The organism is Nocardia mexicana NBRC 108244 (assembly GCF_001613165.1).
Classification (GTDB): domain Bacteria; phylum Actinomycetota; class Actinomycetes; order Mycobacteriales; family Mycobacteriaceae; genus Nocardia; species Nocardia mexicana.
Genome location: NZ_BDBV01000015.1, coordinates 1 through 25,398 on the forward strand (window position 1 = coordinate 1; position 25,398 = coordinate 25,398).

Genomic DNA, 25,398 nt, shown 5'->3' on the forward strand with positions numbered 1-25,398 from the left:
GCACGCAGGCCCCCGCCATGCAGCACGCAGACCCCCGCCATCCCCGCCATGCAGCACGCGGCCCTGCTGTGGGCTACTCAGCTCCTGCTGTGAGCTGCTCAGCGCATGACCCCGGTAGCCCGGTCGAGTAGCGCCCGGGTTGTGGCCACACAGTCAATCCGTGCGGCCCCCGTCCGACGGGGATGCGCGCCAACAGCTTCCAGTCGACGATGTCGATCGCGTACACCTCGTCGTGGTGGCGGCCCGCCACCCAGAACACCCGGCCGTCGGCGGACAGATTGCCCATATCCGGGCTGCCGCCGCCGGGGATGTGCCACTTGTGCATCAGACCGCCGGTCGCGAAGTCCCACACCGACAGGCTGCCCTCGCCGCGGTTGGTGATGATCATCTGCCGCGAGTCGCGGGTCACGTACAGCCCGTGCGCGCCCTTGCCGGTCGGGATGTGCCCGGTGACATCGAAGGTCTTGGCGTCGACGGTGTACATGCCGTCGGCCATCATGTCGGCGATGAAGAAGGTCGACCCGTCCGGCGACAACTTGACGTCCTGCGGCATGCCCTCCGGCCCGCCCGGCAGGTCGATCATCCGCACCAGCCGCAGCGCGGCGATGTCGACCACCGCCATGCGCCCGGAGAATTCGCAGCTGGCCAGGGCGTAGCGGCCGTCGGCGGTGAAATCCATGTGATCCACACCGGCGCAATCGGGCACGGGGATGGCGTTGACCTGCTGCCAGGTGTGCGGGTCGTAGAGATCCAGGGACTTGTCCGCCTCGGCGACCACGAGGGCGTAGCGGCCGTCGGGCGTGAAGTACATGTTGTAGGGGTCGCGCACCGGCAACGGGTCACCGGCCTGTCCGGTGCGCGGGTCGATCGGCATCAGGCTGCCGCCGCCGATCGGCAGGTCGTTGGTCGCGTACAGCGTCTGCATGTCGTAGGACGGCACCACGTGCTGCGGCTCCTCGCCCTGCGACGAGTAGGTGTCGATCACCTCGAAGGTGGCCGGATCGATCACCGTGACGGTGTGCGATTTGCTGTTCGGCACATAGACCCTGGGCAAATGATCGGCCACCGCAGGGCTCAGCTCGCGGGCACCGGCGTAGACGTCGGTGGCCGACAGCGGCGGCGGCATCCCCGGCAGCAGGTTCGCCGCTACCGGTGACGCCTCGGCGCCGGTTGTGGCTACCGGCGGTGGGACGCTTTCTTCCGGTGCTTTCTTCTCCGAACCATCCGATGAGCAACCGGCCAGTACGACCACGGCCGCAAGGATTCCCAGACGCGCTCGGGGTGCGGTCATGCGCCGCACCGGGCCGAAAGGTCGTGGCGGCAAATCGACATGCGGCGAATAGTAGAGGGCCGCACAGCCTTTGACAGCAACATCCCAGCGATGTCGCGCTACAAATCAGTCACGCCCGTCATTTCCGGCACACCCTCGGTCATTTCCGACACGCCCCCTCATTTCCGGCGCGCCTCGGTCATCGCCGACACGCCCCCTCACTTCCGGCACGCCCTGGGTCAGTGCCGACACGCCCCCTCATTTCCGGCACGCTTTTCGCCGGAATCAGCCCAGCACGTGGTCCAGGGCGTCGACGGCCTCGTCGAGTTCGTCGACGGTCACCGTGAGCGGCGGGCGGAAGCGGATGCCACGCTCGCCGGTGCCGAGGATCAGCACGTGCTCGCGCTCGCGCAGCTCGGTGACGACCGCGTCCCGCCGTGCGGGGTCGGCCAGCGTGACCGCGCACATCAGCCCGCGCCCGCGCGGATCGGTGACCTCCGGATGGCGTTCGGCCAGCTCGACCAGGCGGGACAGCAGGTGGGCACCCAGCCGAGCGGCGCGTGCGGCCAGGTCCTCACTCTCGATCACCTCGAATATCCGGCGCGCCCGCACCATATCCGTAAGATTTCCGCCCCAGGTGGAGTTCAGCCGGGAGCTCACGGCGAACACGTTGTCGGGCACCTCGTCGACGCGGCCGCCTGCCATCACCCCGCACACCTGCGTCTTCTTACCGAACGCCACCACATCCGGCCGCAGGCCCAACTGCTGGTAGGCCCACATGCTGCCGGTGAGGCCGACGCCGGTCTGCACCTCGTCGAGCACGAACAGCGCGTCGTGCTCGTGGCACAGCTCCTGCACCGCCCGCAGGAACTCCGGGCGCAGGTGCCGGTCGCCGCCCTCGCCCTGGATGGGCTCGGCGATGAAGCAGGCGATGTCGTGCGGGTGCTCGGCGAAGGCGGCGCGGGCCTGTGCCAGCGCCCGCGCCTCGGCCGCCTCGATGTCGACGCCGTCCGACAGATACGGGGTATCGATGCGCGGCCAGTCGAACTTCGGGAAGCGGGCGGTCTTCACCGGGTCGGTGTTGGTCAGCGACATGGTGTAGCCGGTGCGGCCGTGGAAGGCGCCGGTCAAATGGAGCACCCTGGCGCCCAGTTCGGCTGGGCGCCCGCGCATTTCGTTGTGCCGGCTCTTCCAGTCGAACGCCGCCTTGAGCGCGTTCTCGACCGCGAGCCCGCCGCCGTCGACGAAGAACAGATGCGGCAGTGCGGGATCGCCGAGCACCCGCGCGAAAGTGTCCACGAAGCGGGCCATCTCGACGGTGTAGATGTCGGAGTTGCTCGGCTTGTTCAGCGCGGCGACGGTGAGCTCGGCCCGGAAATCCGTGTCGTCCGCCAGTGCCGGGTGATTCATCCCGAGCGCCGAGGACGCGAAGAAACCGAACATGTCGAGATAGCCGGTGCCGTCGCGGGCGTCGATCAGCCGTCGGCCACGCGAGGCGCGTAGATCCAGCACCAGATCGAACCCGTCGGCCAGGATGTTCGCGGACAGGATTTCGTGGACCCGAGAGGGGGCGACCAGCGCGTTGTCGGCAACCGTCCCGGGGCGCTCCAGTTCGAGGGTCATACCAGCAGGTTACGTAAAAATTTACGGTTTCACTACGGGTTTCCGGAAAGATTACGATCCAGCATCATCTGTCATAGAATGTCTGCAGAATGATGGTGCTTCGAGTTCTGACGTTGGCGGTCGCGCGGATCTCCTGCAACAGTTGCTCGAGGTGCCGTGGTGAGGCCACCCGCACCAGCAGCACGTAGCTCTCCTCGCCGGCCACCGAGTGACATTCCTCGATGCCGGGGATGTGCTGCAGCAGCGCGGGCGCGTCGTCGGGCTGCGAGGGGTCGAGAGGAGTGATCGCGACGAATGCCGACAGCATCTGCCCCAGCGCCTCGGGATCGACCTTGGCGGTATAGCCGCGGATCACCCCGCGCGCCTCGAGCCGCCGCACCCTCGACTGCACCGCCGACACCGACAGGTTGGCCTTCTCCGCCAGATTGGAGAGCGTGGCCCGGCCGTCGGCCATCAACTCGCGAATCAGCAGTCGATCGATGTCGTCCAAAGCAGGTTTCGCCGGTGCATCAGCCATCAGCGAAGGCTAACTCAGCAACCCGGACTCGTGGCGGGAACGGATGCACGCACACGCCCTGCCACCACGCACACCACTGTCGAATACGGAGCATCGCATGACACCGGCACTCACCGCCCCCGCGACCAGCGAATTGCGCTCCCGCGCCGAGCATCTGCTCGCGGCACTGGGGGCCACCCGCCCGGAGCCCGGTCCGCTGACGGTGCGGACCCCGATCACCGGCGGCGAGCTGGCGAGCCTGCGGCCCAGCTCGAGCGCCGCGATCGATGACGCAATCACGAAGGCGTCCAATGCGTTTCAGTCCTGGCGTACGGTTCCCGCGCCGCAGCGGGCCGCCGTGGTGCGGCGGCTGGGACAGCTGCTCACCGAGCACATCGGCGAACTCGGCGAGCTGGTGACGCTCGAGGCCGGGAAGATCGGCGCGGAGGCCCGCGGCGAGGTGCAGGAGATGATCGACATCTGCGAATTCGCGGTGGGATTGTCGCGCCAGCTGTACGGGCGCACCATGCCGTCGGAGCGGCCCGGGCACCGGCTGATGGAGACCTGGCATCCGCTCGGCGTGGTCGGGGTGCTGTCGGCGTTCAATTTCCCGGTGGCGGTGTGGTCGTGGAATACCGCGATCGCGCTGGTGTGCGGGGACACGGTGGTGTGGAAGCCCTCGGAGACAACACCGTTGACGGCGCTGGCCTGCCACACGCTGCTGCGGCGGGCGGCCGTGGAGGTCGGCGCCGACCCGGATATTCATCAGCTGGTCCAGGGTGCGGTGGAGGTCGGCGAGCAACTGGTCGACGACGAACGGGTCGCCCTGGTCAGCGCCACCGGATCGGTACGGATGGGGCGCGCGGTCGGGCCGCGGGTGGCGGCCCGGTTCGGCCGCTGCCTGCTCGAGCTCGGCGGTAACAACGCCGCCGTCGTCACCCCGTCGGCCGATCTGGAACTGGCCACGCGGGGTGTGGTTTTCGCGGCCGCCGGTACCGCGGGGCAGCGCTGCACGTCGCTACGCAGGCTGATCGCGCACGCGGATGTCGTCGGGCCCTTGCTGAACCGGATCGAGAAGGCGTATCACCAACTGCGCGTTGGTAATCCGCTGGACGACGGAGTGCTGGTGGGACCGCTGATCAACCAGCGCGCGTACCGGTCGATGCAGGACGCGATCGCCCGCGCCGTCGACGACGGCGGCGAATTGCTGTGCGGCGCCGAGCGCGTCATGGTCACCGGCGAGAATTCCCACTACGTACGCCCGGCGATCGTCCGCATGCCCGCCCAGACGGCGGTGGTGCGCGAGGAGACCTTCGCCCCCATTCTCTACGTGCTCACCTACCACGACCTCGACTCGGCCATCGCACTGCACAACGGTGTGCCGCAGGGTCTTTCGTCGGCCATCTTCACGGGAGATCAGCGCGAGGCCGAACGCTTCCTGGCCGCCGACGGCTCGGACTGCGGCATCGCCAACGTCAATATCGGCACCTCGGGCGCCGAGATCGGCGGCGCCTTCGGCGGCGAGAAGCACACCGGCGGCGGCCGTGAATCCGGTTCGGACTCCTGGAAGACCTACATGCGCCGCGCCACCAACACCGTCAACTACTCCCCCGACCTCCCCCTCGCCCAGGGCATCCAGTTCGGCTGACCCTCAGTCCTTCTCGGGGTCTCTGGCGATGGCGCGGACCTGGGCCTCGTAGGCGGCGCGGGTCTGCTGGTCGGAGGGGTGCAGGGCGCGGTCGCCGTCGAAGAGGCGGCGGACCAGCCGGACCGCCGGTTCGGGGGCGGCGGCCAGGGCGACGTCGATGGGGTTGAGGTAGCCCGGGACGGCGACCTCGGCGCGGCGGGTCCGGCAGGTCTTGAGGATCGCGGCGGCGACGTCCTCGGGGTCGACGGTCGGCATGCCGTGGCCGAGGGCGAGGCCCGACGACAGGCGGGTACGCACCGCCGAGGGCATGACGCAGCTGACGCTGACGCCGTGCTCGGCGAACTCCAGCCGGGTGGAGGCCGAAAGTCCCACGGCGGCAAACTTACTCGCGTTGTACACCGCCAGGCCGGGCAGCGGGATCTTGCCCGCCAGCGAGGCCACGTTCACCACGTGCCCGCGGCCACGTTCGATCATGCCCGGAACCACCGCCCGCATGCCGTGAATGAGGCCCCACACATTGACGTCGATCGTGGTGTGGCCCACCGCATCCGGCTCGTCGAGGAAGGCACCGGCGGGCATGACCCCGGCATTGTTGACCAGGACATCCACGCCGCCCAGATCCGCTATGGCCTTGTCCCACTGCTCGCGATCGCGCACGTCCAGCTCATAGGCTCGGCCGCCGAGCGCCGCCGCGGCCGCCTGCGCCGCGGCGATGTCGACATCGGCGATGGCGACCTGGGATCCCTTGCCCGCGAACAGTTCCGCGGTCGCCTGGCCGATACCGCGCCCGGCGCCGGTGATCAGCACCCGCGCCCCGCGCAGGTCGATGGCGGGGTAGTCGGCTCCGAAGAGACTCATGCCGGTTCCTTTCTCAGCCGCGCGACCAGACCGCACGGAGGTGACGATTGCAGTTCGGACCGCGCTGCGGTGCTCGACAGGCGACTCGGCGAACACGCCGAGCGTTGCCGCCGGTCATACGAAGGCGCCCCGCTCGACCGCGGTGCGGGTGCTCCCCAAGCAGTGTTCGAAGGTGGCTGGGCGTCGGCGGCCGTCCATGAAGTTCGGCCCCATCACCGCCAGGTCGGCGGCCGTGGCGTCCACGCGCAGCACCTTCGTACCGGCCGCGCGCACCGCCGCGATCTCCGCATCCAGCTTGGCGCTCATGCGGTTTCGCATTTGCCGCTCCAGCATATGGCCGGGGCCGGTGGCCGGGATGCGGCCCGTCGAGGCCATCGGCGCCAGCACCACCAGTTCGTCCAGTTCGCGCGGCACCAGCAGGTCCACCGAGGCGGTGGAGGCGGCGCCGCCGTCGATGTAGCGGCGGCCACCGATCGACACCGGCGGGAACCAGCCCGGAACCGCCCAGGAGGCGCGCAGCGCGGCGCCGATCGAGGCGTGAGGCGCACCGGGTGAGCCGAACGCCACCCGCTCACCGGTCGAATAGTCCATCGCGACAAGCCAAGTCGCCGGATGCGAGACCCAGGACCGCCCGGGGTTCAACTCCGTCGCCAGCCGCTCCAGCCATCCCGCATCGCCACCGCCGACCGGCAGCAGGCCGCTTCCCGACGTCAGCAGCCCCTGCTCGGAACGGTTGCCGCGCAACGCCATCCGCACCGCACCCAGCGAAGGACGCGGAAGCGGCGGGAACCGGCCCGGCTCGTCACGCAGATGCCGCGCCAGCACGGGGTTCGTGGTGCTGCCGTCCTGCATGGCGACCAGATCGTCGACACCGATCCCGCTGCCGAGCATCGTCACCAGCTCCGCCCCGGCCGAGGTGCCGACCAGCACGTCCGCCGACCGCGGATCCCAGTCCAGCGCGTCGCGCACCGCGGCCAGGGCCGCGATGATCCACGCCGCGCCGAGCGTGCCGCCGCACCCGATCGCCAGGCCACGTCGCTGTGGCCGATTGCCGTTACCCATAGTTGCGAACATATCAGAATGTAGATACCGGCGGTATTTGAAATCTGCCGGTACCTAGAATTGCCGCATGGCACGACTGACCCGGTCCGAGAGCCAGGCCCGCACCCGCGCGGATCTGCTGGCCACCGCGCGCGAGATGTTCCTCACCGAGGGCTACGCGCGCACCGGCCTGGAGCGGGTGGCCGAGGCGGCCGGATATTCCAAGGGCGCGGTGTACTCCAACTTCCGCACCAAGTCAGACCTGTGCCTCGAGGTGCTCGCCGATATCCACGAGACCAAGTTCACCGAGGTGAGCGAGCTGCTCCGGGACGGCGACGGCCTGGACGAGCGGCTGGCGAGATTTCAGGACTGGGCCGAGCGCACCCTCGGCGACGTGGGCTGGACCATGCTCGAATTCGAGTTCGCGATCGTCGCGCGGGAGGATCCGCGGCTGCAGGCGGCGCTGGTGTCCAGCCTCTCGATGGTGCGCGGCATGGTCGCCGCGCAGCTGCAGACGCTGGCCGAGGCGATCGGCATGCGGCTGCCGATGCCGCCCGAGGACGCGGCCACCACGGTGTTGAGCATGGGTTTGGGGCTCGGCATCCAGCGGGCGATCGATCCTTCCCTGTCGGCCGGGCTGATCACCGAGGCGGTGCGGGCGCTGGTGCAATCCGGGCAGCAGGTCACGCCCGGAAATGCAGCGTCCACTCGCCGCGATAGTGCAGCCGCGTCACGCTGACCGGAGGAATGTCGATGCGCCAGAACGATTTCGCGGGGGCGTCCAAGGCGACGAGCAGGGCCGAGCGAATCACCGCGGGATGCGTGACGGCAATGGTGGGCACGCCCTCGACGACGATATCGATCAACCACTCGCGGGTCCGCTCGATCACGTCGTGAACGGACTCCCCGCCGTGTCCGCGGAACTTCGGGTCGGTGAGCCAGGCGTACAGCTCGTCCTGCGGGACCGACATCAGTTCGCCGCCGCGCCACGCCCCGGCGTCCATATCGCGTAATCGGTCGTCCTCGTCGCCGAGCAGGCCCAGCAACGCCGCGGTTTCGACGGCGCGGCGCTCGGGCGCCATGAGCACACGGGCGGCGTGCAGGCGGCCGCTGGCGGCGACTGCGCGGCGACCGGCCTCGGTCAGCGGCTCGTCCACCGGGAATCGTGCCTTGCGCATCGCCTCGGTCATGCCGTGACTGACCAAGTCGAGCCGGAGCACCTTCTGCACGGATGGAAGCGTACGGCGCGGCGCTCGGGACCGTCCCGCGATTGCCCAGCCTTAGCTCTCTGCCGATGCCCGCCCGGCACGACCCGAATTCCTGTCGGTGCCGGGGTGCACACTGGGGTTCATGGACCAGTTCTCCCGCCCCACCCAGGAGTGGTTCGACGGTGCGTTCCCGGCACCGACGGCCGCTCAACTGGGTGCGTGGAAGGCCATCGCGGCGGGGGAACACACGCTGGTCGTCGCGCCCACCGGTTCCGGCAAGACGCTGTCGGCATTCCTCTGGGCGATAGACCAGCTGGCCACACGGGAGCCGTCGGACACCCCGCGCAAGACCTCTGTGCTCTACATCTCACCGCTCAAGGCGCTGGCGGTGGATGTGGAGCGCAACCTGCGCGCACCGCTGGTAGGGGTCACGCAGACGGCGAAGCGGCTGGGCCTGCCCGCACCGGAGATCAGCGTCGGGGTGCGCTCGGGCGACACCACCGCCGCCGCGCGGCGCACGCTGCAGCGCACCCCGCCCGACATCCTGATCACCACGCCCGAATCGCTGTACCTCATGCTGACCTCGGCCGCCCGGGATACGCTGAGCGAGGTCCACACCGTGATCGTCGACGAGGTCCATGCCATCGCGGGCTCCAAACGCGGTGCGCACCTGGCGCTTTCGCTGGCCCGGCTGGACCTGCTGACCGAGCGCCCGGCGCAGCGGATCGGGCTGTCGGCCACGGTGCGCCCGCCGGAGGAAGTGGGCCGGTTCCTGGTGGGTCCGGCGCCGATCACCATCGTGTCGCCCCCGGCGCCGAAGACGTTCGACCTGTCGGTCCGGGTGCCGGTGGCGGATATGACCGAACCGGACGAGTCCGGCGAGTCCGACCGCCCCGGGTCGATCTGGCCGCATGTCGATTCCGCGATCGTGGATCTCGTACTGGCGCACCGATCGTCGATCGTATTCGCGAACTCGCGACGCCTGTCCGAGCGGTTGACGGCCCGCCTGAACGAGACCTACGCCGAACAGGTCGGACAGTCGGTCGATACCGAACACGAGCTGCCCTCGCAGCTGGGCCTGCCCTCCGACGTGAGCCACGGGGCGGCGTCGCTGCTGGCGCGCGCCCACCACGGGTCGGTGAGCAAGGAGCAGCGCGCGCTCATCGAGGACGATCTCAAGAGCGGGCGGCTGCGCTGCGTGGTCGCGACCAGCAGCCTGGAGCTCGGCATCGATATGGGCGCCGTCGACCTGGTGGTGCAGGTGGAGGCGCCGCCCTCGGTCGCCAGCGGGCTGCAGCGGGTGGGGCGCGCCGGACATCAGGTCGGCGAGATCTCCCGCGGCGTGATCTTCCCGAAGCACCGCACCGACGTGATCCACTGCGCGGTGACATCGATGCGGATGACGGCCGGGCAGATCGAGGAGCTGCGGATTCCGGCACACCCGCTCGATGTCCTGGCCCAGCAGACCGTCGCCGCCTGCGCGCTGGATCCGATCGATGTCGACACCTGGTTCGACATCGTCAGGAGTACCGGCAGTTACGCGACGCTGCCCCGGTCCGCCTACGAGTCGGTGCTCGACCTGCTGTCGGGCCGCTACCCGTCCGACGAGTTCGCCGAGCTGCGCCCCCGCATCGTGTGGGATCGCGACGCGGGCACGCTGACCGGGCGGCCCGGGGCGCAGCGGCTCGCCGTCACCTCCGGCGGCGCGATCCCGGACCGCGGCCTGTTCCCGGTGTTCATGGTCGGCGAAAGAGCCTCGCGCGTAGGAGAACTCGACGAGGAGATGGTCTACGAGTCGCGCGTGGGCGATGTGTTCGCCCTGGGCGCCACCAGCTGGCGGATCGAGGAGATCACCCACGACCGCGTGCTGGTCACCCCGGCGTTCGGCCTGCCCGGCCGACTTCCGTTCTGGCACGGCGATTCCCTCGGGCGCCCCGCCGAATTGGGCGGCGCCCTGGGCGAATTCGTGCGCAAGGCCGGACAGGCGGTCGAGCGCGCACCCGCGGCTCAGCTGGATGCGCTGGCGCGATCGGCCCGCCCCGAAGATGTCGTGCAACCCGGCCCCGCGAGGGCTATCGATTCGGAACACACTGCAGGAGACCAGGTTCCGACAACTGGCGCGGGCGCTAACGGCAGGCGGTCCACACAGCCCGGCGGGCGCGCGGGCTCGAGATCCGATACCAAGGCGGCCGTCGGGCTCACCGACCTCGAGGACGTGGTACACGCGGCCGGGCTCGACGATTTCGCGACCGCCAACCTGGTATCCCTGCTGAGCGAGCAGCGCCAGGCCACCGGCCACCTGCCCACCGACCGCACGCTGCTGGTCGAGCGCTTCCGCGACGAGCTCGGCGACTGGCGGTTGATTCTGCACTCGCCGTACGGGCTGCCCGTGCACGCGCCGTGGGCCCTGGCCGTGGGCTCCCGGCTGCGCGAACGGTTCGGGGTGGATGCCGCGCCGACCGCCGCCGACGACGGGATCGTGGTCCGGCTGCCCGACACCACCGACGACCCTCCTGGCGCCGAGCTGTTCGTCTTCGAGCCGGACGAGATCGACGACATCGTCACCGAGCAGGTCGGCAGCTCGGCCCTGTTCGCGTCCCGATTCCGGGAGTGCGCCGCGCGCGCACTGCTGCTCCCCCGCCGCGATCCGGGCCGCCGCGCCCCGCTGTGGCAGCAGCGACAGCGCGCGGCCCAATTGCTGGATGTGGCACGCAAATTCCCCGACTTCCCGATCCTGCTGGAGACGGTGCGCGAATGCCTGCAGGACGTCTACGACCTGTCCTCCCTGCGCGACCTGCTGGGCAATGTCGCCCGGCGCAAGCTGCGGCTGGTGGAGGTGGAGACGGCCGCACCGTCACCGTTCGCCAACGCGCTGCTGTTCGACTACATCGGGCAGTTCATCTACGAGGGCGACAGTCCGCTGGCCGAGCGGCGCGCGGCCGCGCTCTCGCTGGACTCGTCCCTGCTCGCCGAGTTGCTCGGCCGGGTGGAGCTGCGCGAGCTGCTGGATTCGGCGGTCATCGACCTGACCGAGCGCGAACTGCAGCGCCGCACGCCCGAGCGGCAGGCCCGAGATGCCGAGGGCCTCGCCGATCTGCTGCGGCTGCTGGGCCCGCTCACCCCGGCCGAGGCGACGCTGCGCAGCCTCGACGATCCGCGGCCGTGGTTCGAGGAACTGTCGAAAGCCCGTCGCGCCCTGGAGGTTTCGTTCGCGGGCGAGCACTGGTGGGCGGCCGCGGAGGATGCGTCCCGACTGCGCGATGCGCTGGGCGTGCCGCTGCCGATCGGAACGCCCGCCGCGTTCATCGAGCCGGTCGCCGATCCGCTGGGCGACCTGGTCGGCCGCTACGCCCGCACGCACGGCCCGTTCACCCTGGACGCGGTGGCGCACCGCTTCGGGATCGGACCCGCGGTCGCCGCCACCGCGCTGCACCGGTTGGCCACCGAGAAGCGCGTCGTCGAGGGCGAATTCACGCCCGGCTCGACCGGCGCCGAATGGTGCGACAGCCAGGTGCTGCGACGGTTGCGGCGGCGGTCGCTGGCCGCGGCGCGCAAGGAGGTGGAGCCGGTCGCGACGGCGGCCTTCGCGCGGTTCCTGCCCGCCTGGCAGCACATCGGCACCGGCGACCTGCGCGGCGTGGACGGCGTCGCTGCCGTCGTCGAACAGCTTGCGGGCGTGCCGATTCCGGCGTCGGCCTGGGAGTCGCTGATCCTGCCGTCGCGGGTGCGGGACTACTCCCCCGCCATGCTGGACGAACTGATGGCCACCGGCGAGGTGATCTGGTCCGGGCACGGCTCGATCACCGCCAAGGACGGCTGGATCGCGCTGCACCCCGCCGAGCAGGCCGGGCTCACCCTCCCGCCGCCCGACGAGATCGACCTCACCGAGATCCAGATACAGTTACTGCTTGCACTGGGAGCGACGGTCGTACCGGAATCGCCTGCACCGCAGGGAACCTCAGCCTCCGCTGACACCGCCGCCACCCAAGACGATGCACCAGCCGCGCCACCGCGTCACGGCTCCGCCCGTGGCATATCCCCGCCGCCCGAGGGGGCTGACGCGACCGATCCCGCCGGAACCGGCGGTCGCATCCAGGTGGTCCCCGGCTCCGCCGGTGCCTACTTCTTCCGGCAGCTGTCCGACTCCACCGGGCTGCTCGACGATGCCGCGGTGACGGCGGCGCTGTGGGAATTGGTGTGGGCAGGGTACGTAGCCGGGGACACCTTCGCGCCCGTGCGGGCCACGCTGTCGGGGACGACCCGCAGCACCTCCGCGCACCGCACACCGCGGCGAACTCCGCGCGGAAGGGCCTACCTGCCACGGCCGGCCATGCCGACCCGAACCGGTTCCCCGACCGTGGCCGGGCGCTGGTCGCTGTTGCCGGAACGGATCGCGGACAACACGGTGCGCGCCCAGGCCACCGCCGATCTCCTGCTGGAGCGCTACGGCGTACTCACCCGCGGGTCGGTGCAGAGCGAGGGTGTGCCGGGCGGATTCGCGCTGATGTACCGGGTACTCACGGAATTCGAGGATCACGGCCGGTGCCGCCGCGGCTATTTCGTGGATTCGCTGGGCGGCGCGCAGTTCTCCACCACCGACGTGGTGGACCGAATGCGCTCGTTCGATACCGAACGATCCGACCGCACGCCCGGCAAGGCGCTCGCACTGGCCGCCTGCGATCCGGCCAACCCCTACGGCGCGGCACTGCCGTGGCCGAAGGATCCCGAGGGTGGTGGCCATCGCCCGGGCCGCAAGGCCGGTGCCCTGGTGGTCCTGGCCGACGGTGAACTCGCCCTGTATCTGGAACGCGGCGGCAAGACCCTGCTCACCTTCACCGAGGATCCGGAGGTCCGCGCCCGGGCCGCCGCCGCCCTGGCGGGCCTCGTCCACGACCGCCGCGTCGATTCACTGGTGATCGACCGGGTCAACGGAGAGTCGGTGCACGGCAACACCTTCGCCACCTTCCTCAGCGAGGCGGGGTTCGCTCCGACGCCGCGGGGGTTCCGCTTGCGGAGCAAGCCGTGAGTGGTCCGGGACGAGCGGCGGTCACACCCGACCACACCCATGGCGTCCGTGCACGTCGCTGCCGAACCCGGCGAGGCTCCTGTGCCGGAGGGTGACACCGTCTACCGCGCCGCCGCACGCCTCGATTCGGCGTTAGCCGGGAAGGAACTGACCCGCAGCGACTTCCGAGTTCCGCGATATGCCACCCTCGATCTGCGCGGCCAGCAGGTCGAGAGCGTCGGCAGCTACGGCAAGCACCTGTTCGTGCGCACACCGGCGGTGAGTATCCACACCCACCTGAAGATGGAGGGCGAGTGGCGGGTGTATCGGCCCGGCCAGCGCTGGACCAAGCCCGCGTTCACGGCCCGCCTGGTGCTGGCCGCCGAAGACGCGGAGGCCGTGGGTTTCTCGCTCGGACTGGTCGAGGTGCTCCGCCGCGCCGACGAGCACACCGCCGTCGACCACCTGGGCCCGGATCTACTCGGGCCGAACTGGGATGCGGCGGAGGCGGTCCGGCGGCTGGCGCAACACCCCGACCAGCCCATCGGCTTGGCCCTGCTCGATCAGCGCAACCTCGCGGGCATCGGGAACATCTACCGCAGCGAGATCTGTTTCCTGCGCCGCGTCCACCCCGCCACCCCCGTCGCCGCGATAGCCGATCTCCCGGCCCTGGTGGACGAGGCCCACCGCATCCTCACCAAGGCCACCCACGACCCCCCTTGGCACCCACTCGCCTACGGCCGCCAACGCCGGCCCTGCCGCCGCTGCGCCACCACCCTGGTGGTCCACCTCCTCGGCGACGACACCACCACCCGCGCCGAGCGCGGCATCTACTTCTGCCCCCGCTGCCAGCCGTCGTCGGCGTAGCCACAGGCAGACACGAACTTCCGGCGGCCCGCCGCTCGGTGTGCGATTTGCCACCCAATTGCTAACACTTCAATTACCGCGGCCGACAGACCCTGCGACCGATCCGACCACCGGAGGAGCAGACGAATGACGGCGACGATGACCAGGCGACGCGTCGTCGGCATCGCCACGCAGCTGCTCGTCGCCCTCGTGACGACGGCGATGACGGTCGTCTTCACCTACGTGCTCCTGCACCAGCATCCCCAGGGCAGCATCTCCCGCCCAACCGGACAACAGCCTCCCGCCGCAACTCCTCGCTGAGGGCTGTACACCCACTGCACCGCGCGTTGCCGTCTCGATCGCGCCACCCAATCAAAACCAGCGAGTCTGCTATCTGTCGGCGATCACGCTCTCGCTACCGAAATCCTTGACCGTGCAATAGAACCCGGATAACTTACAGATTGTTAGTTATCTGAGGAGGTTCGCCATGGGCGAGCAGAAGATCGAGGATGCCCGGCGGTACGTGGTCATCGGGGGTGGTCTGGCCGGGCTCGCCGCCGCGGTGTGGCTGGCCGAGGCCGGCAAACAGGTCACGCTGCTGGAGCGGCGCGGGCGGCTCGGCGGCCGCACCCATGCCATGCGGGCCGAGCCCGTCGACGACATTCCCGACAACGGGCAGCACGTCATCGCCAGCGGCTACGACCACCTGTTCCGGTACCTAGAATCCGTCGGCACCCGGCGGTTCGTGGCCTTTCCGCAGCGCGCGACGCTGCGCTGGCCGGACGGTCGCAAGACGACCATGGCCACCACCGGGGCGGGCGCGATCCGGACCCTGTTCGGCGCGCATCCGAGCGCGAGCTGGCCCGACCGGCTCAGGTCGGCGCGGGCCACGGTGCGGCTGGGCTGGCAGTGCCTGCGCCAGCCCGACGATCTGGCCGATCTCACCACCGAGCAGTGGTTTCAGCGGGTCGGCATGCCGCCCACCGCGCGCGAAGCGCTGTGGGACTGGCTGGCCCTGGGAATCGCCGCCGAGCCGGTGCAGCGTGAGTCGGCGAAGGTCTTCGCCGACGTGATGGCGACCGGGCTGCGCCTGGGCTTGAAGCATCGCACTCCGGCGACCATCGGCTACCCCACCGTCGACCTGGACACCCTCTACATCACCGGCGCGCTCGACCTGTTCGAACGCCTCGGCGTGGACGTGCGATACCGGGCGGTGGCCCGGCGGGTCCAGATCGCCGACGGTGCGGTCACCGGGGTCATGCTGGCCGACGGCACCGAAATCCCGGCCGATGCGGTGGTCTGCGCCGTGCCCAACTCCAATATCGGCGGACTGCTCGACGATCTGCCCGAGCATGCCGAAATCTACGCCGCCGCAGACAAATTGGGATACACGCCGATCGTCAGCACCAACCTCTACCTGGACCGCGCGCTGGGCACCGAGGCCGAGTTCGAGGCGCTCATCGGCGGCACCGGCGTCATCGACGAGGTCTTCGACCGCCAGCGCATGCACCAGCGCTCCACCGACGCCGCATGGCTGTACTGCCTGACCACGAGTGGCGCGTACGAGCAGATCCACAAGAGCAACGACGAGATCGTCACCGAGCAGATGGACCTGCTGCGGCGCTACTACCCCGCGGCCCGCGACGCGAAAGTCGTTACGGCCCAGGTGGTCAAGATGCCCAAGGCGACCTTCTCCCAGGTGCTGGGCACGCACGGGCTGCGGCCGCCGCAGCGGACCTCGGTCCCCACCCTGGTGCTGGCGGGTGACTGGACCGCCACGGACTGGTCGGCCACCATGGAAAGCGCCGCGCAGAGCGCCGCACGGGCGGTGGATCTGCTGCTCGAGTTACCTTCGGTGACGTGAGTGCCGATCGTCCCGCCGTCAAACGCCGCATGTCGGCCGCAGACCGGCGCGCCCAGTTGCTGGACGTGACACGGGACATCGTCGCCGCCGAGGGCTTCGTCGCCGTGAGCATCGACCGGGTGGCCCGCGCCGCCGACGTCACCCGGGCGGTCGTGTATCAGCAGTTCACGGATCTGCCCGGGCTGGTGGCGGCGCTGCTGGAGCGGGAGCGCGCCATCGCCCTCGCCGGTGTCGACAGCGTCGACCGCCCGGCGCCCGACGGCGATGTGGACGCGGTCGGCCGCGGCATCCTCGCGTATCTGCATGCGGCACCGGCCAGTTGGCGCATCATCCTGCGCCCGCCCGACGGCGCGCCGCCGGAGTTGCGCGAGCAGATCGAGCTCGGCCGCGCCTACGCCCGCCGGGTGGGCGCCCGACACCTGTCCCGCTTCGCGGGTGTGGGCGTCGACCCCGACGGCCCGACGGAGCGAATTCTGTTGGCGGCCATGGAGGAACTGGCCCGACTGCACCTCGAGGATCCTTCGGCGCACCCCGACGAGCTGGTGCTCCGCTATCTGCGCTCGCTGGTGTCGTGGGCGGCGGCGGTCGAGCGCGGGTGCGAACCGGTCATGAAATCTTCATAGAGCGATTGGTTTCCTTTGTGCAGCGCGGAAATCCGCGCCACGGAAAAGGAGACAGCACATGACCAAGAAGATTCTCGCCGCCGGTCTGCTCGCGCTGGGTGTCGTGGGTGTCGGCAGCGCCGCCGCCCACGCCGGTGAGGTAGCGACCGAAGGCAGCTACTCCACCATCGAGGCGTGCGACGCCGAGGGTAAGAACGGCAAGTTCCAGGGCGACGCGCAGTACACGGGTTACGAGTGCCGCCCGGGCGACGACGGCCTGTTCTACCTGTTCCTGACGAACTGAGCGACAGGCGCGAACGCCCAGGCTCAGCCGTCGGTCGGCACCGGCTCCAGAATCTCCGGACGCGGTTCCGGTGCCGCGGCGCGCAGCTCGTCGGCGGAGGCATCGTCGGGCTGAGTCTGCGAGCGGACCTCCGCCTCTACCCGGGCGCGATAGGTTTCGACCTCGCGCTTCACTTCGGCTGTGCCCCAACCCAATACGGGTGCCACCAGATCGGCCACCTCGGCGGCGCAGTCGACCCCGCGGTGCGAGTACTCGATGGATATGCGGGTGCGGCGGGCCAGGATATCGTCCAGATGCAGCGCGCCCTCCGCGGCCGCCGCATATACCGCCTCCACTCGGAGGTAGGTCGGAGTATCCGTAATCGGTTGCAGCAGTTCGGGTTTGCCCTCGGCCAGATCCAGCACATCGGTGACCAGCGAGCCGTATCGGTTGAGCAGATGCTCGATCCGGTACGGATGGACGCCGTAGGCCTCGGCCAGGTGCTGGGTCTGATTGAGCAGCGCGAAGTAGCCGTCGGCGCCCAACAGCGGCACCTTGTCGGTGATGGATGGCGATACGCGCTGCGGAATATCTTGTGCCGCAGCGTCTACCGCGTCGTACGCCATCACTCGATAGGTGGTGTACTTGCCGCCCGCAATGGCCACCAGACCGGGCGCGATCCGCGCGACCGCATGCTCGCGCGACAGCTTCGACGTCTCGTCGCTCTCCCCCGCCAGCAGCGGCCGCAATCCCGCGTAGACGCCCTGGATGTCGTCGTGGGTGAGCGGGGTGACCAGCACCTGGTTGACCCGATCCAGCAGGTAGTCGATATCGGCCTTCGTCGCCGCCGGGTGGGCCAGGTCGAGATTCCAGTCGGTGTCGGTCGTACCGATGATCCAGTGATTGCTGCCCCATGGGATGACGAACAGCACAGAGGTGGGAGTTCGCAGGATCAGCGCGGTATCGCTGGCTATCCGGTCCCGGGGAACCACGATGTGCACACCCTTGGAGGCCCGCACGTGGAAACGGCCGCGCAGGTGCGTCAGCGCCTGGATCTCGTCGGTCCACACCCCCGTGGCGTTGATGACCACGTGGCCACGCACCTCGGTGGTGCGGCCGTCCTCACTGTCGCGCACCTTCACGCCCACCACCCGGTCGGCCTCCCGCAGGAAGTTCACCACCTGGGTGGAGGTGCGGATCACCGCGCCGTAGTGGGCGGCGGTGCGGGCCACCGTCATGGTGTGGCGGGCGTCATCGACGACCGTGTCGTAGTAGGTGACGCCGCCGATCAACGCGTCCCGGCGCACGCCGGGAGCCAGCCGCAGCGCCCCGGATCGGGTGACATGATGTTGTCCGGGAACGGATTTCGCGCCGCCCATGGTGTCGTAGAGCACCAGGCCAGATGCGACGTACGGCCGTTCCCACACCCGATGGGTGAGCGGATAGAGGAAGCGCAGCGGCTTGACCAGATGCGGCGCCAGTGTCTTCAGGCTCAGTTCCCGCTCGTGCAGGGCCTCGCGCACCAGGCCGAACTCCAGTTGCTCCAGGTAGCGCAGCCCGCCGTGGAACATCTTGGACGAGCGGCTCGAGGTCCCCGAGGCCAGGTCGCGGGCCTCCACGAGCGCGACCTCCAAGCCCCGGGTGGCCGCATCCAGCGCGATCCCCGCGCCGACCACACCGCCGCCGATCACCACCACGTCGAAGTGGTTCGCACCCAGCCGCTCCCAGGCGTCCGCACGCTGCGCGGGCCCCAGGTCGCCGGGCGATTGTGCCTGCGGTTGCGACTTCTTCGTCATAGCTCGACTCCTCCAGAACCCGGTGGATCGACCTGCCCGTACGGTACTCGCCGGCTGCTCGCTTCACAGGTTATGGGACCCGTGCCGCTTCCCGGCGCGGACGACACCCGTGTCGCGCCACCCGCCACTTGCTACCCACAAGTAACCACTACTCACAGTAGCTCAGCCGCAGGCACCCGGTGCTGTGATCCGCAGCGCGCGCCGTTGGAACGCCCCGGGACTGTCTAACCCACCGTCTATATCGAGACCACCCGTATAGCGATCCGGAGCCGGCCCCACTCACAACCAACGAGCCGTCGAGTCATCACGAACAACGAAAATGCCGATGACACAGCGCGTGCCATCGGCATTCTCGTAACCACGTTTACGTGCTACCTCGAATTCGGTGCAGCCGTACTCTACTTATCGCAGGTCGTCGTCACCCCCGGCTGGCACGGCCCAGGCGGCGGGGGCGGAGGCGGAGGCGCCGTGGGATCACAGCTCACCACGCCGGGCTGCGTCCCGGGCCCACAGGCTGCGGCAACACCCGACCCGATCGACATCAAGCCGACTGTAACCGCCACTCCCGCAATCGCTTTCACAAACATCAGTAGTCCCTCCCGTTGGTCCGCCCGAAGCTGTCGAGTGCTGTTGTGCACGAAAGCATGACGACAGTCGACGGTGCACCAAATCCCCTACGGCGTGCAGATCACACCGGGCTGCACGTGTGGTCCACACGGCGGTGGCGGGGGCGGCGGTGGGGGCGGCGGGCAGATCACCCCAGGCTGGACATGCTCACACGAATCAGCCGAGGCGACACCCGACCCAACCGACATCAAGCCGATTACAAGCGCGGCGGCGGCTACGAATTTTGCAGTCATGAATTACTCCCTCCCGTTAGACAACCCGGACGTTACCGGGCTACGCACTCGAGAGGAAGGGAGACTCCTGTCCGGTCCGGACGAAAAACCCTGTGGCGGTTTCTATTCGACCGAAGCATTCCACAGACGGTCGACGGCCTCCCGGAGCGTTGCGGCGTCCGATGTCGTGAAGCACAGGCGCATCGAATTCCGGTAGCCCGCCTCGACGGCAAACGCGGAACCGGGCACGTAGGCAACACCATGATCGATAGCGCGTGGCAGCAATTCGACCGCGTCCGTGCCGTCGGTGAAATCGACCCACACGAACATCCCGCCCGCCGCGTCGGTGCTCACCACCCGACCACCGAAGCGGTCGCGCAGCGCACCCACCAACGCCTCGGCCCGCTCACCGTATATGCGTCGCACCTTGTCCACATGATCGGTCAGCCAAAAGCCGTCGGCGAGAAGGTCGGCAGTGATCTGCTGGGTCAGCGCCGAACCGCAGAGGTCCGCGCCCTGTTTCAGCAACTCCACGCCTCGGCACACCGCATTCGGTGCGACCATCCAGCCTGCTCGCAAGGTTGGAGCCAGGATCTTCGAGGCGCTGGAGAGACGAATCACGTTGGGCGAGTGGGTCGCAACTGGTTCTGGCGAGGGCCGATCGAACCACAGTTCACCGTACGGATCGTCCTCGATGACCCAAAAGCCGTGCCGCTGGGCGAGTTCGGCGAGTTCGCGGCGGCGCTCCGAACTCAGCGTCACCCCGCGTGGATTATGAAAATTACTCACGGTGTGCACGAGTGCGGGCCGCTCGCCGCGCTCGAGCAGATCGTTCAGTGCGTCTACGCGCATACCCTCGGAGTCCAGGGGCACCGCGACGATCCGCGCCCCGGCGGCCCGAAACACCTGCAGCGCACCGACATACGCTGGATCCTCGACCACGACGAGCGCGCCCGGATCCAGCAGTACATCGGCGAGCAGGGACAGCGCCTGCTGCGAGCCGTGAGTGACGAAGACCTCCTCGACAGGCACCGGCCGACCCAATCGCGCCGATTCCCGTCCGGCGATCACCTCACGCAGTGGACCCCAGCCCGCCGACTCGGTGTACTGCAGCCGAGACCGATCGGCGAGCGCCACCTCTGCCGCCAATGCGATCCGGTCGCGGGGCATGAGCTGCTCGTCGGGCAGCCCACCGGCGAGACCGATGACGTCGTCGCGTGCGGTCAGCTTCAGCAGGTCGCGGATCGCGGAGCTTTGCAGGCCGTCCAGGCGACGAGCCAGGGGTGGCGTGATTCGTGACATGGACACCTCCGAGCTGTGCGCAGTAATGCCACTGTCGCACACACCGGCCCAGAGTTTGAAATTGATATCTCACTATATGAGATTCATCGTGGAACTACCGCAGCAATCAGATACTTTCCGTCACGATTCTCCACGGTGACCTGCTGTAGATACTGCGGCGCGCCGCCGTCCTGTCGGTACTCGTTGACATCCACGTTGTACACATTCGGCGCAACTTCCTCGATGCGCAGGCAGTAGCTGGTCCCGCGCGGAACCTGGGTGTCGATCGCCTCCTGGGCGACATCGACCGCTCCGGGTGCCACGAATGCGCGCGCGTTGGCCGCACTGCGATCGGCGTAGAACGCGTGCTGGAACCCGAGAATCGCACCCACTCCACTGTCGGTACCCCCCGGGCCGTTACCGATCGTGACTCTGCCATCGGTACGGGCCGGGCAGCTCACGGAGCCGACCGCGGAGGTCGGCGGCGGCGCCGCGCTCGTCTCCTCGGTCCCGCCCCCGTTGTTCCGCGTCGCGAACACGATCACCGCGGCGATCGCCACGATCACCACGAATGCGGCCGCCAGGCCGCCGATGAGCACGCCGGTGTTGCGACGCGGCTTTTCGGGTTCGGGCTCGGCGACCGGGCGCGACGGTGCCAGCTTCTTGGCCAGGTCGTCGTCGTCCCACAGCGAGCTGGACGAGGAGGATTCGCGCGGCGACGGGCGGGCCGCGACCAGCTTCTTGGCGAGCTCGTCGTCGTCCCACAGCGAACCCGACGACTCCCGCGGCGGGGTGGCGGGGCGGCGCGCGGACCCCTGATCGGATTCTTCCGGGTAGCGGACGCTGGGCTGGGACGGCGGTGACGGGGGTGCGGAGCGCCCGGAGTCCGACGGCCGCCTCGACTCCTGCGCAGAACCACGATGCATGTCCGGTCCGGGCGGACGCTGCGCCTCGGGCCCGCGCTGCATGTCCGGCCCCGGCCCGCGCTGCCCTTCGGGCCCGCGATAAGGATCTCGCTGCCCCGTGGGCGCGGGCCCGCGCGACGGCGGTGCCGAACCGGAATCCGGCGCCCGGTACTGCGGCGGTGGCGGCGGCACGGGCGGGGCGGGCGGAGTGGCCGGGGCGTCGGCGGGCTGCCAGCCGAGGTTGGGCCGGTCCGGCTCGTCCACGGGAGCCCAGCCGACCGAACCCGAATCACCGGTCGGCGGGCCGAAGTCGGTCAGCGGCGGGCCGAACTCGCTGAGCGGTGGGCCGAACTCCGAGACGGGTGGGCCGAACTCGGACTCGCCTCGATCCCGCGGTCCGGGCCGCCCGGTCTCGTCGTAATTGGCATCGTCTTCGGAAGCCATCGCCTGTCGTCCCTTCCCCATGACACACACGTGGGGCGGTCGCGAACGACCGCCCCACGTGTCTCAGTTCAGTCTGTGTCAGTTCTGGACCGAACCACTCCACTGCGTCGTGACACCCGCGACACCCACGGTCTGCGGTGCCAGCTCGCCCTCCGGGAGCTTACCAACCTGTGCGGCGGCCTCGAGCGCCGCTGGACCACCGGGCTGCATCCGGATCCAGCCCTCGACGGCCGCCTTGGCGGCGTTGGCCTGGGTGGTGTCGACGTAGGACTCGTTGGTGATGTCGTTGAATCCCGTGGCCGACTTCAGGTCATCGATGCCCGTGGTGTGGGTGTAGGTGGTGACCTTGATCTTGTTCGCCTCGACGTATTCGAGGGACACACCGGCATCGCCCACGCCGTTCGGCGTCGCGTAGCCGACGGTGCCCACGTAACCGTCCAGGTTGCTGAAGTGGTGGGTGTTGGCCACGTACCCGGGCATCACGCCGCCGGCGTCGATATTGGCCCCGACCTCGGTGTGCGGGCCGTTCATCTCGATCACCGGCGCGGCCGGCGCGGACTGCAGGCGCGGGGCGCTCCAGCGCGGCTCTACCGGCTCTTGTGCGGGACCGTTGTCTGTCAGGGTGTCGGTGTTGCCCTGGTCGCCCTGATTGGGCTGCGCCGGGCGCGGCGAGACCTGCGGTTGCGGCCGCGGCTGTTCGGGCTTGAGCTGATCGGTCTGGCCGTCGTTCGGGTTGGGCTGCGGCACCACCGCGGGCTGCGGCTGGTCGCCCTGGCCCGGGACCGGGAGCGGCGCGACGCGCGGGGACGTGATACCCGGTTGCCGCGGCGCGGCCTGCGGCGGATTCTTCGGATCGGGTTTGGGAGCGTTCGGGTCCGGCGGCGTGGTGACACCCGGCTGCGGGGTAGTGACACCCGGCTGCGATGGCGTGGTGACGCCCGGCTGTCCCTGACTCTGCCCCTGACTGTCCGGCTGCTCACCCTCCGGCGCCTGCACCTCGTTGGTGCCCGGCTGCGCGGGAGTGGTCGGTACCGCCGGCTCTGCCGGGGCGGCGTTGGCGGGCGCCGAGGCCGAGAGAATGGTCGCCACCGCGGCCGCAGTGGCCAGCGGCAACGAGGTCGTAGCCAGCATGCGCCCCGGCTTACGATGTTTGACTGTCACGCGATCCCTTTCCCGAGCCCGGCCGTTTGTGGATATCGGCCGTACTCCAGCTCTCCCTCATCAGATGCCCGGTCCGCTCCGTCACGGCCCCGGGGGCCGTCCGCGGATTCCCGGCTAGGGAAAGGTCGTTCCCCCCGCGCGCGCGAAACCAACCAACCGCCCAACACTCACATCTCTGCGGGAAGTGAACCATACGAACAGATCTCAGGCAACAGGAATGGACACCCAGCAGCGGGAAGCGAGATGCCTACTGGCGCAACGCCGCACGAAGCGAGTCGACACGCCGCCGGGCCCGCACCCGCGCGCCGCCGAAGAGACGGCTCAGCCCAGGTCGTCGTGTCGCATGAGCTGGCGCGCGGCCTCGGTGATCGACCCGGACAGCGACGGGTACACCGAAAACGTCTGCGCCAGATCGTTGACCGTCAGGTTGTTCTGCACGGCCATCGCGATGGGCAGGATCAGCTCGGAGGCGATCGGCGCCACCACCACGCCGCCGATCACCACGCCCGTGGCGGGGCGGCAGAAGATCTTCACGAAGCCGCGGCGCAGGCCCGACATCTTCGCGCGCGGATTGGTGTTCAGCGGCAGCATCACCGTGCGCGCGGGCGTCTCGCCGTTGTCGATGGCGGTCTGGCTGACGCCGACCGTCGCGATCTCGGGGCGGGTGAACACCGCCGAGGCGACCGTCTTCAGGCGGATCGGCTGCACGCCCTCCCCCAGCGCGTGATACATCGCGATGCGGCCCTGCATGGCGGCCACCGAGGCCAGCGGCAGCAGGCCGGTGCAGTCCCCCGCGGCGTAGATGCCGGGCACCGAGGTCCGCGACACCCGGTCCACCCGCAGGTAGCCGCCCTTGTCGAGTTCGATGCCGATGCGCTCCAGTCCGAGGTTCTGGGTGTTCGGGGTGGAACCGACCGTCATCAGCGCGTGCGAGCCGGTCACCGTGCGCCCGTCGGCCAGCTTCACCACGATCCCGTCGGCGGTGCGCTCGACGGCATCGGCACGCGCCTGCTTGAACAACTCCACGCCGCGCTCGGCGAGGGCGTCCTCGAGCACCAGCGCGGCGTCGGCGTCCTCGCTGGGCATGATGCGGTCGCGACTGGACAGCACCTTCACCTTCACGCCCATCTCGGTGTAGGCGGAGACGAATTCCGCACCGGTGACACCGGATCCGATCACCACCAGGGTTTCCGGCAGCTCCTTCAGGTCGTAGAGCTGGCGCCAGTTCAGGATCCGCTCACCGTCGGGTTCCGCGCCGGGCAGCACCCGCGGCGCGGAACCGGTCGCGAACAGCACCACGTCCGCCTCGATCACCCGCTCGGCACCGTCGGCCAGCGTGGCCCGCACCAGGTGGGTGGCCAGCCCGGCGATCTGATCGATCAGCTCGCCGCGGCCGTTGAGGATGGTCACCCCGGCCGCCTGCAGCTTGGAGCGGATGTCCGAGGACTGCGCCTGCGCCAGCGTCTTGACCCGGGAATTGACCTCCGACAGCCGCACCTGCGCCTGCGCGACATGCACCGTGATGCCCAGGTCGCGGGCCCGGCGCAGGTCGGTGCGCACCCCGGTGGAGGCGATGAAGGTCTTGGACGGCACACAGTCCCACAGCACGCACGCACCACCGATGCCGTCGCAATCGATCACCGTGACCGTCGCGCCGTGCTGGGATGCCACCAATGCCGCCTCGTAGCCGGCGGGGCCGCCCCCGATGATTGCAATGCGGGTCATGTGTACCTCCGCTATCGAGCTGTCGTACCGGGATCTCCGATACGCATAACGTTATCGGTCCAGGTCCTCACATGTTTGACCGCATCACCGGTGATACCCGCCCGTTGCCGGACGTTCACGGGCCACGAGAACCCCGCCCTCGTCCAGCGGCAAACAGCCACGGCGATGCCCTCGACCAGCGGCGTCCGCGCGCCCGCACAACAGCCGACGGCCAAGGCACGCAATAGATGGCGCGAGAACAATTCCGCGCCAATGACATGTGGCCGCATCCCACACCCGCAACACGTGACAAACACCGCACCCGTGCGACTCCCCACACCACCACACGCGACACCCCGCCCACGACACGCAGTACGTACAGAACCCCGGCGATGCGACGAAGGAGCGAGCCGACACCCCCAGGCAGAGCGTCTCTGTTCCCTGCCCGCTTCGGCCGCGAAGCGAGAGCCAAGCAACTAGACCTGGGAGGTTTTCGGCGCGTCTCGGTTTTCGAGGGTCGCTGC

19 protein-coding genes are annotated in these 25,398 nt (G+C 69.3%); 8 read left to right on the forward strand and 11 right to left on the reverse strand.

Features of this window, described 5'->3' with window-relative positions; all coding sequences use genetic code 11:
- Positions 1 to 73 precede the first annotated feature (73 nt).
- The 3 genes from NM1_RS05150 to NM1_RS05160 form a co-directional block, all read right to left on the reverse strand.
- Positions 74 to 1,291 (reverse strand): YVTN family beta-propeller repeat protein, encoded by a 1,218-nt coding sequence (locus NM1_RS05150; protein WP_068014456.1) that lies wholly within the window; start codon positions 1,289 to 1,291, stop codon positions 74 to 76.
- A 264-nt stretch (positions 1,292 to 1,555) separates the two neighbouring features.
- Positions 1,556 to 2,893, reverse strand: coding sequence for an L-lysine 6-transaminase (gene lat / locus NM1_RS05155; RefSeq protein WP_068014458.1), 1,338 nt, complete (start codon positions 2,891 to 2,893; stop codon positions 1,556 to 1,558).
- A 64-nt stretch (positions 2,894 to 2,957) separates the two neighbouring features.
- Positions 2,958 to 3,410, reverse strand: a complete 453-nt coding sequence (locus NM1_RS05160) for an Lrp/AsnC family transcriptional regulator (protein WP_068014460.1) — start codon at positions 3,408 to 3,410, stop codon at positions 2,958 to 2,960.
- Positions 3,411 to 3,507: 97 nt separating this feature from the next.
- Here NM1_RS05160 and amaB point away from each other — a divergent pair, with 97 nt between their 5' ends.
- On the forward strand, positions 3,508 to 5,037 hold the full coding sequence (gene amaB, locus NM1_RS05165) for an L-piperidine-6-carboxylate dehydrogenase (RefSeq protein WP_068014461.1): 1,530 nt from the start codon (positions 3,508 to 3,510) through the stop codon (positions 5,035 to 5,037).
- A 3-nt stretch (positions 5,038 to 5,040) separates the two neighbouring features.
- Here amaB and NM1_RS05170 read toward each other — a convergent pair whose 3' ends face one another.
- Both NM1_RS05170 and NM1_RS05175 read right to left on the reverse strand, forming a co-directional pair.
- Positions 5,041 to 5,895, reverse strand: a complete 855-nt coding sequence (locus NM1_RS05170; protein WP_068014464.1) for an SDR family oxidoreductase — start codon at positions 5,893 to 5,895, stop codon at positions 5,041 to 5,043.
- Between the two features lie 114 nt (positions 5,896 to 6,009).
- On the reverse strand, positions 6,010 to 6,957 hold the full coding sequence (locus NM1_RS05175; RefSeq protein ID WP_068014466.1) for a patatin-like phospholipase family protein: 948 nt from the start codon (positions 6,955 to 6,957) through the stop codon (positions 6,010 to 6,012).
- Positions 6,958 to 7,024: 67 nt separating this feature from the next.
- On the opposite strand from NM1_RS05175, the gene NM1_RS05180 reads away from it, so the two are divergent.
- Positions 7,025 to 7,675 (forward strand): TetR/AcrR family transcriptional regulator, encoded by a 651-nt coding sequence (locus tag NM1_RS05180; protein WP_068014468.1) that lies wholly within the window; start codon positions 7,025 to 7,027, stop codon positions 7,673 to 7,675.
- Here NM1_RS05180 and NM1_RS05185 read toward each other — a convergent pair.
- Positions 7,620 to 8,165 (reverse strand): histidine phosphatase family protein, encoded by a 546-nt coding sequence (locus NM1_RS05185; protein WP_068014469.1) that lies wholly within the window; start codon positions 8,163 to 8,165, stop codon positions 7,620 to 7,622. The two genes, NM1_RS05180 and NM1_RS05185, sit on opposite strands and share 56 nt — an antisense overlap.
- 121 nt (positions 8,166 to 8,286) lie before the next feature.
- Here NM1_RS05185 and NM1_RS05190 point away from each other — a divergent pair, with 121 nt between their 5' ends.
- The 6 genes from NM1_RS05190 to NM1_RS05210 all read left to right on the forward strand — a co-directional run bounded on the left by NM1_RS05190 (position 8,287) and on the right by NM1_RS05210 (position 16,765).
- Positions 8,287 to 13,170, forward strand: a complete 4,884-nt coding sequence (locus tag NM1_RS05190; protein ID WP_068014471.1) for an ATP-dependent helicase — start codon at positions 8,287 to 8,289, stop codon at positions 13,168 to 13,170.
- A gap of 81 nt (positions 13,171 to 13,251) precedes the next feature.
- Positions 13,252 to 14,016: a DNA-formamidopyrimidine glycosylase family protein gene (locus NM1_RS05195; RefSeq protein WP_068014485.1), complete on the forward strand. Its 765-nt coding sequence runs from the start codon at positions 13,252 to 13,254 to the stop codon at positions 14,014 to 14,016.
- Between the two features lie 126 nt (positions 14,017 to 14,142).
- Positions 14,143 to 14,316, forward strand: a complete 174-nt coding sequence (locus NM1_RS41915) for a hypothetical protein (RefSeq protein ID WP_157123843.1) — start codon at positions 14,143 to 14,145, stop codon at positions 14,314 to 14,316.
- Positions 14,317 to 14,482: 166 nt separating this feature from the next.
- Positions 14,483 to 15,859, forward strand: a complete 1,377-nt coding sequence (gene hpnE, locus NM1_RS05200; RefSeq protein WP_068014473.1) for a hydroxysqualene dehydroxylase HpnE — start codon at positions 14,483 to 14,485, stop codon at positions 15,857 to 15,859.
- 29 nt (positions 15,860 to 15,888) lie between these two features.
- Complete coding sequence (locus NM1_RS05205; RefSeq protein ID WP_068014487.1) at positions 15,889 to 16,482, forward strand: TetR/AcrR family transcriptional regulator; 594 nt, start codon at positions 15,889 to 15,891, stop codon at positions 16,480 to 16,482.
- Positions 16,483 to 16,540: 58 nt separating this feature from the next.
- On the forward strand, positions 16,541 to 16,765 hold the full coding sequence (locus tag NM1_RS05210; protein ID WP_068014475.1) for a hypothetical protein: 225 nt from the start codon (positions 16,541 to 16,543) through the stop codon (positions 16,763 to 16,765).
- A 23-nt stretch (positions 16,766 to 16,788) separates the two neighbouring features.
- Here NM1_RS05210 and glpD read toward each other — a convergent pair whose 3' ends face one another.
- The 5 genes from glpD to NM1_RS05235 form a co-directional block, all read right to left on the reverse strand.
- A complete protein-coding gene (gene glpD / locus NM1_RS05215; RefSeq protein ID WP_068014477.1) occupies positions 16,789 to 18,540 on the reverse strand; it encodes a glycerol-3-phosphate dehydrogenase in 1,752 nt (583 codons plus the stop codon).
- 962 nt (positions 18,541 to 19,502) lie between these two features.
- Positions 19,503 to 20,681, reverse strand: coding sequence for an aminotransferase-like domain-containing protein (locus tag NM1_RS05220; protein ID WP_068014479.1), 1,179 nt, complete (start codon positions 20,679 to 20,681; stop codon positions 19,503 to 19,505).
- A gap of 83 nt (positions 20,682 to 20,764) precedes the next feature.
- Positions 20,765 to 22,009 (reverse strand): DUF8176 domain-containing protein, encoded by a 1,245-nt coding sequence (locus tag NM1_RS05225; protein ID WP_147288936.1) that lies wholly within the window; start codon positions 22,007 to 22,009, stop codon positions 20,765 to 20,767.
- 78 nt (positions 22,010 to 22,087) lie between these two features.
- Positions 22,088 to 23,170, reverse strand: coding sequence for a hypothetical protein (locus NM1_RS05230; protein WP_246011074.1), 1,083 nt, complete (start codon positions 23,168 to 23,170; stop codon positions 22,088 to 22,090).
- A gap of 321 nt (positions 23,171 to 23,491) precedes the next feature.
- The gene (locus tag NM1_RS05235; protein ID WP_373864020.1) at positions 23,492 to 24,910 is read right to left on the reverse strand and encodes an NAD(P)H-quinone dehydrogenase; all 1,419 of its coding nucleotides are present in this window, start codon (positions 24,908 to 24,910) and stop codon (positions 23,492 to 23,494) included.
- Positions 24,911 to 25,398: the final 488 nt, after the last annotated feature.